The following is a 13,232-nucleotide window of genomic DNA, read 5'->3' on the forward strand; positions in this document are numbered from 1 at the left end:
CCGTGTCGATTGCCTAAGACGTTGAAATAGCCCCGCATTGTACGGGGGCGAAACGAAGGCGTACAGGATGCCCCAGGGCGGGCCGCTTGTCAGCCAAGAAAAAGCCCGGCGAGATCGCCGGGCTTTTCAGGTGCGGGGCACTGCAAGCCAGGCTTACAGGATGCTCAGCGGGTACTCCACGATCAGGCGCAGTTCGTCGATCGATGGGGAACCGTAGTAGACGCCATCGCCCGAACGGTAGGTGGCCTGACGTACGCGCAAGCTCAGGTCCTTGGCCGGGCCGCTTTGCATCACGTACTTGACGTCGATGTCGCGTTCCCATTCCTTGCCGTCGTCGGTGGTGCGGGTAGTTGCACCAGTACCGCGCACGTAACGGGTCATGAAGGTCAGGCCTGGTACGCCGAATTCGGCAAAGTTCAGGTCGTAGCGTGCCTGCCAGGACTTCTCGTCTTCGGCGTTGAAGTCGGAGCGGGCCACGGAGTTGGCCAGGAAGACCGTACCGCCACCGTCGACGCCGTAGGCATAGTCGCCGTCGCCGCTGACTTTCTGGTAGGCCAGGGTGAAGGTGTGGGCGCCAATGTTGTAGGCGGCCGAGAGGCTGGCTGCAATGTTGTCCAGCTCGTTGCTGCCGTCGGCCTTGCTGACGAACGCGCCGGTCAGGTTGTTGCCGATCGACTTGGTGTCATAGATGTTGAAGTCGAACACCAGGCCTTGCTTGTCGCTGATCGGCAGCGCCCAGTTGATATTGCCGTACCACTTGCGGAAGTGGTCTTCGATATGCGAGTAGTAGACGCTGGTGCTGAGGTTGTCATTAATGGCGTAAGTGCCACCAAAGACGTTGGCCTCGGTCATGTTCAGGCTGTCGTGGTAAGTCTGAGCCTGCGCATTCATGGCAGTGAAGTGACCGGCATGCAGGGTCAGGCCATCGATCTCGTTGCTGGTGATCAGGCCGCCTTCTGCAACTTCCGGCAGCAGTCGGCTGTCGTCGGTAGCCAGTACTGGCAGGGCGGTGAACTGGTCGCCCCATTTGAGCACAGTGTTGGAGATGCGCATTTTCACTGCGCCGCCAGCTTCGGAGTAGTCGTCTTGCGAACGGCCGTCGGAACCTGTCGGGAACAGGCCGGTGCCGGCACGGCCGCGGCCGCTGTCCAGCTTGAGGCCCAGCATGCCGATGGCGTCGACGCCGAAGCCCACGGTACCTTGGGTGAAGCCCGATTCAAAGGTGCCGAGGAAGCCAAGGCCGGTTTCTTCAACGCGGCTTTGGGTGCCAGGTGCGTTGTTACGGAAGTCACGGCTGAAGTACAGCATGCGGGTCTTGACGTTCAGCTTGCTGTCTTCAATGAAACCTTTGGACTCGTCCTGTGCCGAGGCCATTGCCAACTGCGAGGTCCCTGCCGCAACGGCCAGGGCGATCATGCTCCACTTCATCACGCGCATCGTGATTTGCTCCTTTGGTTTTTAGGAAGAGTACCGCTGCGCCCAGGTGTTTTAGTTATAGGGTGCAGCTCTTTCTTGTTATGTCGGCGAAAATGTATAGCACGCTGACTGTTGTTGGCGATATGGCGATAAAGACTCTTTTCGGAACTTTTTTGCCGTGTCGCTTTTAAGTATTTCCATGTCGCAAATCACGCCCCGGTTTATGGGTCGTATAACGCCAGCGTTGTGCCTGTCGCCGTAACGAATCTGTAACTACGGATTCTGGCTAAGGAAACTCCCTGGTAACCCATGCCGCTGTTGTTATTTGTCGCGTACAGCTGCCACTGCAGATGTCGTGCCGACTTGGTGTGAAGTGAATGCAACAAGCGTGCTCAAAATTCGCAACACTTCATGAAATTTTCACAAAACCTGCTACCGAGGGTCGGAAAGTGCCGTAAACACGGGGCGACGGCTGCCTGAGCGCATGTTGGAGTCGAGAATCATTAAAATTTAAAAAGCTGCCATGAAAGTCAATGTGTTACCGCAATTTGTTCATCCAGTCTCGATTGTGGGGTGACAAGTGTGGTGGCGGTGCGCAGGTGGCCTCATTTTGGTGCGAAAAGTAGCGCTGTGTTACCGAGAGTGTGCAAGGTATCCTTGCAGGCCTGTTTTCCGCTTGAAGCGGGTCGTTTTTGCCTGAAGGAGATATGCCGTGTTCGTTCTGGATTCGCGTTTGCAGCAGGATTCCCTGGTGCTGGGAGAGTTTGCGTTGTGCCAGCTGCTGCTGAGCAAGGATGCCAACTACCCATGGTTCATCCTGGTGCCCAAGCGCGCCGGTATCAGCGAGCTGTTCGAGCTTGAAGCGGCGGAGCAGCAGCAGTTGTGGCAGGAAACCACCCTTCTGGCTGAAGCGCTGAAGGCCAGCTATGGCGCCGACAAGATGAACGTGGCCACGCTGGGCAATGTGGTCAGCCAGTTGCACATGCATGTGATCGTGCGCCAGCGTGACGACGCCGCCTGGCCGGCACCGGTGTGGGGCAAGTGCCCGGCCGTGGCTTACAGCGACGACCAGTTGCAAGCCGTCCGCCAGCGCCTGCGTGGGTTGCAGCTCGCGGGCTATAAGGAGGCCTGACATGTCGCTGGAATTGCGTATTGTCGAACTGGAAACCCGTCAGGCGTTTCAGGATGACACTATCCAGGCGCTGAATGATGTGGTGGTCGAGCAGGGGCGGGTGATCGAGCGGCTGCAATTGCAGGTGGCCGAGCTGATCAAGCGCCATGAAGAGATGGTCGGCCAGTACGGCAGCGAGGGGGAAGAGGCGCCGCCGCCTCATTACTGACACCGTGCCCCTGTAGGAGCGGCCTCGTGTCGCGATGGGCCGCAAGGCGGCCCCGGGGTTTCAGCGGTGTTGCAAATATTGCCGGGGCTGCTTCGCAGCCCTATCGCGACACAAGGCCGCTCCTACAGGGCTAGTGCATGCCATGAAGGCGATGCCCTATGGGCGCGGGCAGTTGCCTGCACAGTCAGCGGCGGGTTACCGCAACCACGTCTTCGGCCTGCAGGCCCTTGTCGCGGTGCATCACCGAAAACTCCACACGCTGGCCTTCGACCAGAATGCGGTGGCCTTCGCCGCGAATGGCGCGAAAGTGCACGAAAATGTCATCACCCGAATCACGGGAGATGAAACCAAAGCCTTTCGACGTGTTGAACCACTTTACGGTGCCGGTATCGCGGTTGCCGGCCTCCTGGGCGGCATGCTGGCTGCTGCGTGCCTTGCGCGGGCTGCGGGCAAAGCCCACCGCCAGGTGCAGGGCTACGGCCAAAGGCGCGCAGACCAGCGCAGCGAGGTTGCCCATTTCCGGGCGGGCCAGCAGCGTCAGGGTCTGCAGCACCACCGCCACCACCAGCAGGGCGCAGGCAAGGTGCTGCAACTGCTGCCGGGCGCCGCGGTAGTACAGCGGCACGACCGGGGCCAGGACCAGGTTTAGCAGGCCGAGCAGGGCAAGGTACACCGCGTCGGGTTGTTGCAGGAAGGGTGTCGCATCGGTTTTCAGGCTGGGTATGAGCGATAGCAGCAAGGCTGCCACGCCCGTCACCAGATGGACGATCTTGAACATGGGGTTGGCTCACAGTTGATAAGGCCGATCACAGGAAGAGCTGGCAGCACGGTGCGCATGAGGTGTAAAGCGCGAACACGTGACAAGCCAGCCTATGCACCCGGCAATGACAGTCCGCACGGGTGGCACGGTGCCTATTTAACAGCAAAGCCGAAGGCTACTCAAATTGCAGGCCGCGGTGGGCGATGTGTTGCGCCATGTCACAGGCGGTGAGGGTCAAGTGTTGCTACAGTGGTCGGCATCCGCTTGAGTCTCAAGCCTTATGGAAAGGGGAACTTCAATGGCAATCGATATCGGTATCAGTGAAGAAGATCGCAAGTCCATCGTCGATGGGCTGTCCCGCCTGTTGTCGGATACCTACGTGCTGTATCTGAAAACCCATAACTTTCACTGGAACGTCACCGGTCCGTCGTTCCGCACCCTGCACCTGATGTTCGAGGAGCAGTACAACGAACTGGCGCTGGCAGTCGATTCGATTGCCGAGCGCATCCGTGCCCTGGGGTTCCCGGCGCCGGGATCGTATGCATTCTATGCGCGGCACTCCTCGATCAAGGAGGAGGAAGGCGTACCCCCGGCGGACGAGATGATCCGCCAGCTGGTCCAGGGGCAGGAGGCCGTGGTGCGTACTGCGCGCAGCATTTTCCCGGTAGTGGACAAGGTCAGTGACGAGCCGACTGCCGACTTGCTGACCCAGCGTATGCAGGTTCACGAAAAAACCGCGTGGATGCTGCGCGTGTTGCTTGACGGGAAATAAATACCCCAGAGTTGTGACAAAAACCTGTGGGAGCGGGCTTGTCCGCGAATGAGGCCACGCGGTGTATGGCACCGGCTTTGCCGGTGTTCGCGGGGCAAGCCCGCTCCCACAGTGTTTTCCTCGCGCTCCGGACTCGAGTGTTTGTGCGGGAAGGTTTTGCCGCTGCTTTAAACCTGCTGCCCGGCGCTTCATTGGTCACCTGTTACCGGTGACGAGGAAGTAGGGCGCATGATGCAAGCGAGCAAGCGTGTGGCTGGCCTGGGGAGTTGGCCAGGAAAACAGTGCATTGATCCGTTCAAGGCGGATTTCGACATGTTGCAGACACAGCCGGTATCACGTTCCGTGCGGCTGAACGGTTTTTCTACCTGCCTGCGTCTGGAGGCCGTGTACTGGGGTATCCTTGAACGCATCGCCGCCGCCAATCGCTGTTCGGTCAGTGCGGTGTTGTCCTATGTGGACCGCGAAGTGCACCTGCGCCAGGGTGGGGTGCGCAACTTCAGCGGGCTGATTCGGGTAATTTGCGTCGCTTGGCTGCAGGACCCGCCAAGTGTGCGCTGATCGTCTGGCGGGCTGCGCAGTGCTTGCTAACCATATATAATCCCGCTTTTTGCTGCCCCGGCAGCCAGCGTTGTGGTTGACGAGAGACACCCATGCCCCTTTATGACTATCAATGTGCGTCCTGCGAGCACCGCATGGAAGTGCTGCAGAAGATCAGCGCCGCGCCGCTGACCGATTGCCCGGCCTGTCAGGCGCCGGCGCTCAAGAAGCTGCTGTCGGTGCCAGGCTTCCGCCTGAGCGGTAATGGTTGGTACGAGACCGACTTCAAGACCGGGGCGAAAAAGAATCTGGCAGGCGGCGACAAGGCCGACTGAGTTGAATGCTGTGACCGGGTCTTGCAGTATTAGCCCTCCGGGCGGCCAAGGCCTCCACCGAATACACGAATCACGAGAAGCGAAACCACCATCATGATGCGCAGCCATTATTGCGGCCAACTGAACGAGAGCCTGGACGGCCAGGAAGTCACCCTTTGCGGCTGGGTCCATCGTCGCCGCGACCACGGCGGGGTGATCTTCCTCGACATCCGTGACCGCGAAGGCATGGCCCAGGTCGTGTTCGACCCGGATCGCGCCGAAACCTTCGCCGCCGCCGACCGCGTGCGCAGCGAATACGTCGTGCAGGTCACCGGCAAGGTCCGCAAGCGCCCTGACGGTGCGGTGAATGCCAACATGGCCTCCGGCGCCATTGAGATCCTCGGCTACCAGTTGACCGTGCTCAACGAAGCGGAAACCCCACCGTTCCCGCTGAACGAATTCTCCGACGTCGGCGAGGAAACCCGCCTGCGCTACCGCTTCATCGACCTGCGTCGCCCGGAAATGGCCGACAAGCTGCGTCTGCGTTCGCGCATCACCAGCAGCATCCGTCGCTTCCTCGATGAAAACGGCTTCCTCGACGTCGAAACGCCGATCCTGACCCGTGCCACCCCGGAAGGCGCGCGTGACTACCTGGTGCCAAGCCGTACCCACGCTGGTAGCTTCTTCGCCCTGCCGCAGTCGCCGCAGCTGTTCAAGCAGCTGCTGATGGTCGCCGGCTTCGACCGCTACTACCAGATCGCCAAGTGCTTCCGTGACGAAGACCTGCGTGCCGACCGCCAACCGGAATTCACCCAGATCGACATCGAGACCAGCTTCCTCGATGAAAGCGAGATCATGGGCCTGACCGAGAGCATGATCCGCAAGCTGTTCAAGGAAGTGCTGGACCTGGAATTCGGCGAATTCCCGCACATGACCTTCGAAGAAGCCATGCGTCGCTACGGTTCCGACAAGCCAGACCTGCGTAACCCGCTGGAACTGGTCGACGTTGCCGACCAGCTGAAGGATGTCGACTTCAAGGTGTTCGCCGGCCCGGCCAACGACCCGAAGTGCCGCGTTACTGCCCTGCGTCTGCCAGGCGGTGCCAGCATGCCGCGCAGCAAGATCGACGAGTACACCAAGTTCGTCGGCATCTACGGTGCCAAGGGCCTGGCCTACATCAAGGTCAACGAGCGTGCTAAAGGCGTTGAAGGCCTGCAGTCGCCGATCGTCAAGAACATCCCTGAGGCCAACCTCAACAACATCCTCGACCGCGTTGGCGCTGTAGACGGCGACATCGTGTTCTTCGGTGCCGACAAGTTCAAGGTGGTCAGCGAAGCCTTGGGCGCGCTGCGTATCCGCCTGGGCCACGACTTCGAGCTGCTGACCTGTGAGTGGGCGCCGATGTGGGTCGTCGACTTCCCGATGTTCGAAGAGAACGAAGACGGCAGCTTCACTGCGCTGCACCACCCGTTCACTGCGCCCAAGTGCAGCCCGGAAGAGCTTGAGGCCAACCCGGCCACAGCCCTGTCCCGTGCCTACGACATGGTGCTGAACGGCACCGAACTGGGTGGCGGTTCGATCCGTATCCACCGCAAAGAGATGCAACAGGCGGTATTCCGCCTGCTGGGTATCGAGGCAGAGGAACAGGAAGAGAAGTTCGGCTTCCTGCTCGACGCACTGAAGTTCGGTGCACCGCCTCACGGTGGCCTGGCCTTTGGTCTGGACCGCCTGGTCATGCTGATGACCGGCGCCCAGTCGATCCGTGAAGTGATCGCCTTCCCGAAAACCCAGAGCGCCGCGTGCGTCATGACCCAGGCTCCTGGCCTGGTCGACGCCAAGGCCCTGCGCGAGCTGCACATCCGACTGCGCGAACAGACCAAGGTCGAGTAAGCGGTCCCCGGGCGCATCCACATGGATGCGCCTTTGCGTTTCGGCGCAGGTATTTTCCCGTCCCGCCCCGTACAGGGGCGGGGCTGTTTGTGATTCAAAGGATTCGGAGTCGTTATGGCTGGTCATTCCAAGTGGGCGAACATCAAGCACCGCAAAGAGCGCCAGGATGCCAAGAGAGGCAAGGTCTTCACCAAGTGGATCCGCGAGCTCACGGTCGCTGCCAAGCAGGGCGGCCCTGACCCGGCATCCAACCCGCGCCTGCGCCTGGCGCTGGACAAGGCCCTGAGCGCCAACATGAGCCGCGATATCATCGACCGAGCCGTGGCCCGTGGTGCTGGCACCAATGAAAGTGACAACGTCGAAGAGCTCAGCTACGAGGGTTATGGCCCGGGTGGCGTGGCGATCATGGTCGAGGCCATGACCGACAACCGCAACCGTACCGCCGCTGCCGTGCGTCATGCCTTCACCAAGTGTGGCGGCAACCTGGGTACCGACGGCTCGGTGGCCTACCTGTTCGAGCGCAAGGGCCAGATCAGTTTTGCCCCGGGCGTGGATGAAGACGCGCTGATGGAAGCGGCGATGGAAGCCGACGCCGACGACGTGGTGGCCAACGATGACGGCTCGTTCGACGTGTTCACCTCGTTCAACAGCTTCTATGCCGTGCGTAACGCCCTGGAAGAGGCTGGTTTCAAGGCCGATGACGCAGAAATCGTCATGCAGCCGACCACCAGTGCCGAGCTCGACCAGGACGGTGCTGAAAAGGTGCTCAAGCTGATCGACATGCTCGAAGACCTGGATGACGTGCAGAACGTCTACTCCAATGCCCAGATTTCCGACGAGATCATGGAAAACCTCGGCTAAGGTGACCTGGCGATCCACGCCGGCTCTTTGAGTTTTTCAGTGCCTGTACCGGCCCTTTCGCGGGTAAACCCGCTCCCACAGGTACTGCACCGCGTTCGAATGCGGTGCAGTACCTGTGGGAGCGGGTTTACCCGCGAAAGGGCCGGTACAGTTTGCAAAGACGCATCATTTTTACGACAGGCACTATGACTCTGATTCTTGGTATCGACCCCGGTTCGCGCATCACCGGCTACGGCGTAGTACGCCAGACCGCCCGTGGTTGCGAGTACGTGGCGTCGGGCTGCATCCGCACCGGCAGCGGCGAGCTGCACGAGCGGCTGCAGATCGTTTTTCGTGGTGTCAGTGAAATCATCGCCCAGCACGAACCGGTGACCATGGGCATCGAGCGCGTGTTCATGGCACGCAACGCCGACTCGGCGCTGAAGCTCGGCCAGGCCCGCGGCGCGGCTATTGTCGCTGCCGCCGAAGCCGGCCTGGAAATCGCTGAATACAGCGCCACACAGGTCAAACAAGCGGTAGCCGGCACCGGTGGGGCCAACAAGGAGCAGGTGATGATGATGGTCATGCACCTGTTGAAATTGACGCAAAAGCCGCAGATCGACGCCTCCGACGCCCTGGCCATCGCCCTGTGCCACGCCCACACCCGCTCCAGCCTGGTGCCGCATGGCCTGGCCACGGCGCGGCGACGCGGCGGGCGCTTGCGTCTGTAGGCGCTTCATGCGCTGATACACATTTTGTGCGGGTGATGCGTTCACCCGTTGCATTTGCTGATAGGGTTGAGCGGTCTTTGACCGGCTCCCCGAGAGGAAGGATCGGAACGTGATTGGACGTTTGCGCGGCACCCTGGCGGAGAAACAGCCGCCGCACCTGATTATCGACGTCAACGGCGTGGGTTACGAACTGGAAGTTCCCATGACTACGCTGTACCGTCTGCCCAAGCTGGGCGAACCCGTCACCGTGCACACCCATCTGGTGGTGCGTGAAGACGCCCATTTGCTCTATGGGTTTGCCGAAAAGCGCGAGCGCGAGCTGTTCCGCGAGCTCATCCGGCTCAACGGCGTGGGGCCGAAGCTGGCACTGGCACTGATGTCCGGCCTGGAAGTCGACGAGCTGGTGCGTTGCGTGCAGGCCCAGGATACGTCGGCCCTGGTGCGCGTGCCCGGTGTCGGCAAAAAAACCGCCGAACGCCTGCTGGTCGAGCTCAAGGACCGTTTCAAGGCCTGGGAAACCTCCCCGGCCATGTTTACCCTGGTGTCCGATGGCCCGTTGCCGGTCGCCAGCGAATCCAGCGCCGAGGCTGATGCCGTCAGCGCCCTGGTCTCGCTGGGCTACAAGCCGCAGGAAGCGAGCAAGGCGATCGCCGCGATCAAGGACAAGGCCGGCCTGAGCAGTGAAGAACTGATCCGCCGCAGCCTGAAAGGGATGATTACCAAGTGATCGAAGCCGACCGCCTGATCGCCGCCAGTGGCCGCGACCGTGAAGAAGTCCAGGACCGAGCGATTCGCCCGCTGAGCCTGGACGATTACATCGGCCAGCCGGTGGTGCGCGAACAGATGGCGCTGTTCATCCAGGCCGCCCGTGGCCGCAGCGAGTCGCTGGACCACACCCTGATCTTCGGCCCGCCCGGGCTGGGCAAGACTACCCTGGCCAACATCATTGCCCATGAAATGGGCGTGTCGGTAAAAAGCACCTCGGGGCCGATCCTCGAGCGCCCCGGCGACCTGGCAGCCATGCTGACCAACCTCGAACCGCACGACGTGCTGTTCATCGACGAGATCCACCGCCTGTCACCGGTCGTCGAAGAGGTGCTGTACCCGGCCATGGAGGACTTCCAGCTCGACATCATGATCGGCGAAGGCCCGGCGGCCCGCTCGATCAAGCTCGACCTGCCACCGTTCACCCTGGTAGGGGCTACCACCCGCGCTGGCATGCTCACCAACCCGTTGCGGGACCGCTTCGGTATCGTCCAGCGCCTGGAGTTCTACAGCGACAAGGACCTGGCCACCATCGTCAGCCGTTCGGCCAACATCCTTGGCCTGGTCATCGAAGACCAGGGCGCCTACGAGATTGCACGACGTGCCCGTGGCACGCCACGTATCGCCAACCGCCTGCTGCGCCGTGTGCGTGACTACGCCGAGGTGCGCGGCAAGGGCCAGATTACCAAGGCCGTGGCCGACATGGCGTTGAACCTGCTGGACGTCGACGAGCGTGGTTTCGACCATTCCGACCGCCGCCTGCTGCTGACCATGATCGAGAAGTTCGATGGCGGCCCGGTGGGTGTGGACAACCTGGCTGCGGCCATCAGCGAAGAGCGCCATACCATCGAGGATGTGCTGGAGCCGTACCTGATCCAGCAGGGCTACATCATGCGCACGCCGCGTGGCCGCGTGGTCACTCGGCATGCCTATCTGCACTTTGGCCTGAATATTCCCGGGCGTTTGGGGGAGGGCGCTGATTTTTCCGAGCCAGGCGATGAATGACAGATCAAAAGCGACTTTTCGTGGTCCTACCGCTGGCATGCCCAAGGTGCGCTGGCAATAAGACATTAATGAAGAAAAAACAGTTGCCACAGCGGATTGGCAAGCTGAGGAGTAAGCACTAGAGTATGCGCGCGCAAAATCAGCTCGAACCGTTCGCACACCGTTGTCGCGTCTATTACGAAGATACCGATGCGGGCGGCGTGGTGTATTACGTCAACTACCTGAAATTCATGGAGCGCGCGCGTACCGAACGCCTGCGGCACCTGGGTTTTTCCCAGTCGCAGCTGGCCGAAGACAACCTGCTGTTCGTGGTCCATTCCAGCGAAGCGCGCTATCACGCGCCGGCGCGGCTGGATGACGAGTTGCGGGTGACCGCGCAAGTACTTGAACTCAATCGCGCCAGCCTGCGTTTTGTACAGCAGGTCTGGCGGGAAAAGGATGAAACGCTGCTTTGCGAAGGGCAGTTCCTGGTGGCCGCCGTGCGCGCCGACACTTTCAAACCCCGAGCCATACCCCCCCAGCTGCGCGACGCCTTTGCGGCGGACGGCTCGGGTAATCAATCGAATGCAGGAGAATAAGCGTGGAAGCTAACGTCGTCGACCATACCTCCATGTGGAGTCTGGTCAGCAATGCCAGCGTGGTGGTACAGCTGGTAATGCTGATCCTGGTGGCCGCCTCGGTCACCTCATGGATCATGATCTTCCAGCGCAGCACCATGCTGCGCGCCGGTCGTCGTGCGCTGGATGCCTTCGAGGAGCGCTTCTGGTCGGGCATCGACCTGTCCAAGCTGTACCGCCAGGCAGGCAGCAACCCAGACCCGGATTCCGGCGTCGAGCAGGTGTTCCGTGCCGGCTTCAAAGAGTTCTCGCGCCTGCGTCAGCAGCCGGGCGTTGACCCGGACGCCGTCATGGAGGGCGTTGGCCGTGCCATGCGTGTAGCCATTTCGCGCGAGGAAGAAAAACTCGAGCAGAGCCTGCCGTTCCTGGCCACCGTCGGTTCCACCAGCCCGTACATCGGCCTGTTCGGTACCGTGTGGGGCATCATGAACTCCTTCCGCGGCCTGGCCAGCGCCCAGCAGGCCACCCTGGCGACCGTCGCCCCGGGTATCGCCGAAGCGCTGATCGCCACCGCCATCGGCCTGTTCGCAGCAATCCCGGCGGTAATCGCCTACAACCGTTTCGCCGCGCGCAGCGAAGTGCTGATCGGTCGTTACTACACCTTCGCCGACGAGTTCCAGGCGATCCTGCACCGCAAAGTGCACACCAGCGAAGAGTAATCAGGTAGAAGCCCATGGCCCGAGTTCGCCACAAACGCAAGCCCGTCGCCGAGATGAACGTGGTGCCCTACATCGATGTGATGCTGGTGCTGCTGGTCATCTTCATGGTGACGGCGCCCATGCTCAACCAGGGCGTGAAGGTCGACCTGCCCAAGGTTTCCAGTGAAGCCTTGCCGCAGGACAACAACGTCCAGATCCTCACCATCTCCATCAAGGCCGATAAAACCTATTACTGGAACCTTGGCAGCGAAGTCGATACCGACAAGCAGATGGACAAGGCCATGACCTTGCCTGACATGACCAATGCAGTGACCAAGATCATTGCTGCCGGCCGTGACCAGGGCAAGCAGACCCAGGTGTTCATTCGTGGCGACAAGGCTGTCGACTATGGCGCGGTCATGGGTGCCATGGGCGGGTTGCAGAAGGCCGGTGTCGGTAACGTTGGCCTGATTACCGAGGCGCCCTGATGCAACAGCGAGAGCCATCCGCCTCGGAAAGCTACTTCTGGCCCAGTGTCTGGGCCATCGGCCTGCATGTGCTGGTGTTCGCCCTGCTGTTCGTCAGTTTTGCCATGACGCCTGAACTGCCGCCTTCCAAGCCGATCGTTCAGGCTACCCTGTACCAGCTCAAGTCCAAGAGCCAGGCGACCACCCAGACCAATCAGAAGATTGCCGGGGAAGCGAAGAAAACCGCTTCGCGCCAGACCGAGGTCGAGCAGCTGGAGCAGAAGAAGGTCGAGCAGGAGGCCGTGAAGGCCGCGGAACAAAAGAAGGCCGACGCCGCTCAAAAGGCCGAGGAGGCTCGCGAAGCCGCCGAGGCGAAAAAAGCCGAGGACGCTGCCAAGGCTGCCGAAGCCGCCAAGGCTAGCGAGGCCAAGAAAGCCGCGGAAGCCAAGAAGGCCGATGAGGCGAAGAAGGCCGCCGAGAAGCAGCAGGCCGACATCGCCAAGAAGAAGGCCGAGGACGAAGCCAAGAAAAAAGCCGAAGAAGAGGCCAAGAAAGAGGCCGCTGAAGAGGCGAAGAAACAAGCCGCCGAGGACGCCAAGAAAAAGGCAGCCGAAGAGGCCAAGAAGAAAGCAGCCGAGGACGCCAAGAAGAAAGCGGCGGCCGAGGACGCGAAGAAGAAGGCAGCTGAAGAGGCCAAGAAAAAGGCCGCTGCAGACGCCCAGAAGAAAAAGGCACAGGAAGCGGCCCGCAAGGCGGCGGAAGACAAGAAAGCCCAGGCCCTGGCCGAGCTGTTGTCCGACACCACCGAGCGGCAGCAGGCGCTGGCCGACGAGCAGGGTGACCAGGTGGCCGGCGACTTCGACGACCTGATCCGCATGCGCGCGGCCGAGGGCTGGGCACGTCCGCCTTCCGCGCGCAAGGGCATGACGGTGGTCCTGCAGATCAACATGTTGCCGGACGGTACCATCACCAGTGTCAGCGTGGCCCGTTCCAGTGGTGACGGCCCGTATGACAGTTCGGCGGTGGCTGCGGTGAAAAACATTGGTCGTTTGACCGAGATGCAGGGTATGAAGCCGAGCGATTTCAACCAATATCGTTCGTTCAAGATGACATTTACACCTGAGGATCTAGCGTTGTGAT

Annotated in this window: 16 protein-coding genes; 14 read left to right on the forward strand and 2 right to left on the reverse strand. The window is 61.1% G+C overall.

Going from position 1 to position 13,232, the window contains the following annotated elements; all coding sequences use genetic code 11:
- Positions 1-153 precede the first annotated feature (153 nt).
- Positions 154-1,437 carry an OprD family porin gene (locus tag N805_RS28490; protein ID WP_019473355.1) on the reverse strand — a complete coding sequence of 428 codons (1,284 nt, stop codon included), beginning with the start codon at positions 1,435-1,437 and terminating at the stop codon, positions 154-156.
- A 691-nt stretch (positions 1,438-2,128) separates the two neighbouring features.
- Between N805_RS28490 and N805_RS28495 the strand changes: the two genes are divergently transcribed.
- Positions 2,129-2,548 (forward strand): HIT family protein, encoded by a 420-nt coding sequence (locus N805_RS28495; protein ID WP_019473356.1) that lies wholly within the window; start codon positions 2,129-2,131, stop codon positions 2,546-2,548.
- 1 nt (position 2,549) lies between these two features.
- A complete protein-coding gene (locus tag N805_RS28500) occupies positions 2,550-2,756 on the forward strand; it encodes a SlyX family protein (protein ID WP_019473357.1) in 207 nt (68 codons plus the stop codon).
- A gap of 184 nt (positions 2,757-2,940) precedes the next feature.
- On the opposite strand, the gene N805_RS31190 is transcribed toward N805_RS28500, so the two are convergent.
- Positions 2,941-3,534 carry a cold-shock protein gene (locus tag N805_RS31190; protein WP_019473358.1) on the reverse strand — a complete coding sequence of 198 codons (594 nt, stop codon included), beginning with the start codon at positions 3,532-3,534 and terminating at the stop codon, positions 2,941-2,943.
- Between the two features lie 280 nt (positions 3,535-3,814).
- Between N805_RS31190 and N805_RS28510 the strand changes: the two genes are divergently transcribed.
- The 12 genes from N805_RS28510 to tolA all read left to right on the forward strand — a co-directional run bounded on the left by N805_RS28510 (position 3,815) and on the right by tolA (position 13,231).
- Positions 3,815-4,288, forward strand: coding sequence for a Dps family protein (locus N805_RS28510; protein WP_003254783.1), 474 nt, complete (start codon positions 3,815-3,817; stop codon positions 4,286-4,288).
- Between the two features lie 228 nt (positions 4,289-4,516).
- Positions 4,517-4,846: a ribbon-helix-helix domain-containing protein gene (locus tag N805_RS28515; RefSeq protein WP_019473359.1), complete on the forward strand. Its 330-nt coding sequence runs from the start codon at positions 4,517-4,519 to the stop codon at positions 4,844-4,846.
- A 92-nt stretch (positions 4,847-4,938) separates the two neighbouring features.
- Positions 4,939-5,160 carry an FmdB family zinc ribbon protein gene (locus N805_RS28520; RefSeq protein ID WP_003254776.1) on the forward strand — a complete coding sequence of 74 codons (222 nt, stop codon included), beginning with the start codon at positions 4,939-4,941 and terminating at the stop codon, positions 5,158-5,160.
- A 93-nt stretch (positions 5,161-5,253) separates the two neighbouring features.
- Positions 5,254-7,029 (forward strand): aspartate--tRNA ligase, encoded by a 1,776-nt coding sequence (aspS, locus tag N805_RS28525; protein ID WP_019473360.1) that lies wholly within the window; start codon positions 5,254-5,256, stop codon positions 7,027-7,029.
- Between the two features lie 114 nt (positions 7,030-7,143).
- A complete protein-coding gene (locus N805_RS28530; RefSeq protein ID WP_019473361.1) occupies positions 7,144-7,890 on the forward strand; it encodes a YebC/PmpR family DNA-binding transcriptional regulator in 747 nt (248 codons plus the stop codon).
- A gap of 185 nt (positions 7,891-8,075) precedes the next feature.
- Complete coding sequence (gene ruvC / locus N805_RS28535; protein WP_016498323.1) at positions 8,076-8,600, forward strand: crossover junction endodeoxyribonuclease RuvC; 525 nt, start codon at positions 8,076-8,078, stop codon at positions 8,598-8,600.
- Between the two features lie 109 nt (positions 8,601-8,709).
- Positions 8,710-9,327 carry a Holliday junction branch migration protein RuvA gene (gene ruvA / locus N805_RS28540; RefSeq protein WP_019472554.1) on the forward strand — a complete coding sequence of 206 codons (618 nt, stop codon included), beginning with the start codon at positions 8,710-8,712 and terminating at the stop codon, positions 9,325-9,327.
- Positions 9,324-10,370 (forward strand): Holliday junction branch migration DNA helicase RuvB, encoded by a 1,047-nt coding sequence (gene ruvB, locus N805_RS28545; protein ID WP_019472555.1) that lies wholly within the window; start codon positions 9,324-9,326, stop codon positions 10,368-10,370. Before ruvA ends, ruvB begins: the two co-directional genes overlap by 4 nt.
- 125 nt (positions 10,371-10,495) lie before the next feature.
- Positions 10,496-10,948 carry a tol-pal system-associated acyl-CoA thioesterase gene (ybgC, locus tag N805_RS28550; protein ID WP_016711994.1) on the forward strand — a complete coding sequence of 151 codons (453 nt, stop codon included), beginning with the start codon at positions 10,496-10,498 and terminating at the stop codon, positions 10,946-10,948.
- 2 nt (positions 10,949-10,950) lie between these two features.
- Complete coding sequence (gene tolQ / locus N805_RS28555; protein ID WP_008090219.1) at positions 10,951-11,646, forward strand: protein TolQ; 696 nt, start codon at positions 10,951-10,953, stop codon at positions 11,644-11,646.
- Positions 11,647-11,660: 14 nt separating this feature from the next.
- Positions 11,661-12,113 carry a protein TolR gene (tolR, locus tag N805_RS28560; protein ID WP_012273765.1) on the forward strand — a complete coding sequence of 151 codons (453 nt, stop codon included), beginning with the start codon at positions 11,661-11,663 and terminating at the stop codon, positions 12,111-12,113.
- A complete protein-coding gene (tolA, locus tag N805_RS28565) occupies positions 12,113-13,231 on the forward strand; it encodes a cell envelope integrity protein TolA (protein ID WP_019472556.1) in 1,119 nt (372 codons plus the stop codon). The genes tolR and tolA overlap by 1 nt, the downstream gene beginning before the upstream one ends.
- The last annotated feature ends 1 nt before the right edge of the window (position 13,232 follow it).

Source organism: Pseudomonas putida S13.1.2 (genome assembly GCF_000498395.2).
Classification (GTDB): domain Bacteria; phylum Pseudomonadota; class Gammaproteobacteria; order Pseudomonadales; family Pseudomonadaceae; genus Aquipseudomonas; species Aquipseudomonas putida_Q.

What these genes read in the sequence shown, in the direction of transcription:
- N805_RS31190 (WP_019473358.1), bottom strand. Translation starts at nt 3,534, where the DNA reads ATGTTCAAGATCGTCCATCTGGTGACGGGCGTGGCAGCCTTGCTGCTA.
- aspS (WP_019473360.1), top strand. Translation starts at nt 5,254, where the DNA reads ATGATGCGCAGCCATTATTGCGGCCAACTGAACGAGAGCCTGGACGGC.
- ybgC (WP_016711994.1), top strand. Translation starts at nt 10,496, where the DNA reads ATGCGCGCGCAAAATCAGCTCGAACCGTTCGCACACCGTTGTCGCGTC.
- ruvC (WP_016498323.1), top strand. Translation starts at nt 8,076, where the DNA reads ATGACTCTGATTCTTGGTATCGACCCCGGTTCGCGCATCACCGGCTAC.
- tolR (WP_012273765.1), top strand. Translation starts at nt 11,661, where the DNA reads ATGGCCCGAGTTCGCCACAAACGCAAGCCCGTCGCCGAGATGAACGTG.
- N805_RS28520 (WP_003254776.1), top strand. Translation starts at nt 4,939, where the DNA reads ATGCCCCTTTATGACTATCAATGTGCGTCCTGCGAGCACCGCATGGAA.
- tolA (WP_019472556.1), top strand. Translation starts at nt 12,113, where the DNA reads ATGCAACAGCGAGAGCCATCCGCCTCGGAAAGCTACTTCTGGCCCAGT.
- N805_RS28515 (WP_019473359.1), top strand. Translation starts at nt 4,517, where the DNA reads ATGATGCAAGCGAGCAAGCGTGTGGCTGGCCTGGGGAGTTGGCCAGGA.
- N805_RS28510 (WP_003254783.1), top strand. Translation starts at nt 3,815, where the DNA reads ATGGCAATCGATATCGGTATCAGTGAAGAAGATCGCAAGTCCATCGTC.
- N805_RS28490 (WP_019473355.1), bottom strand. Translation starts at nt 1,437, where the DNA reads ATGCGCGTGATGAAGTGGAGCATGATCGCCCTGGCCGTTGCGGCAGGG.
- N805_RS28500 (WP_019473357.1), top strand. Translation starts at nt 2,550, where the DNA reads ATGTCGCTGGAATTGCGTATTGTCGAACTGGAAACCCGTCAGGCGTTT.
- N805_RS28530 (WP_019473361.1), top strand. Translation starts at nt 7,144, where the DNA reads ATGGCTGGTCATTCCAAGTGGGCGAACATCAAGCACCGCAAAGAGCGC.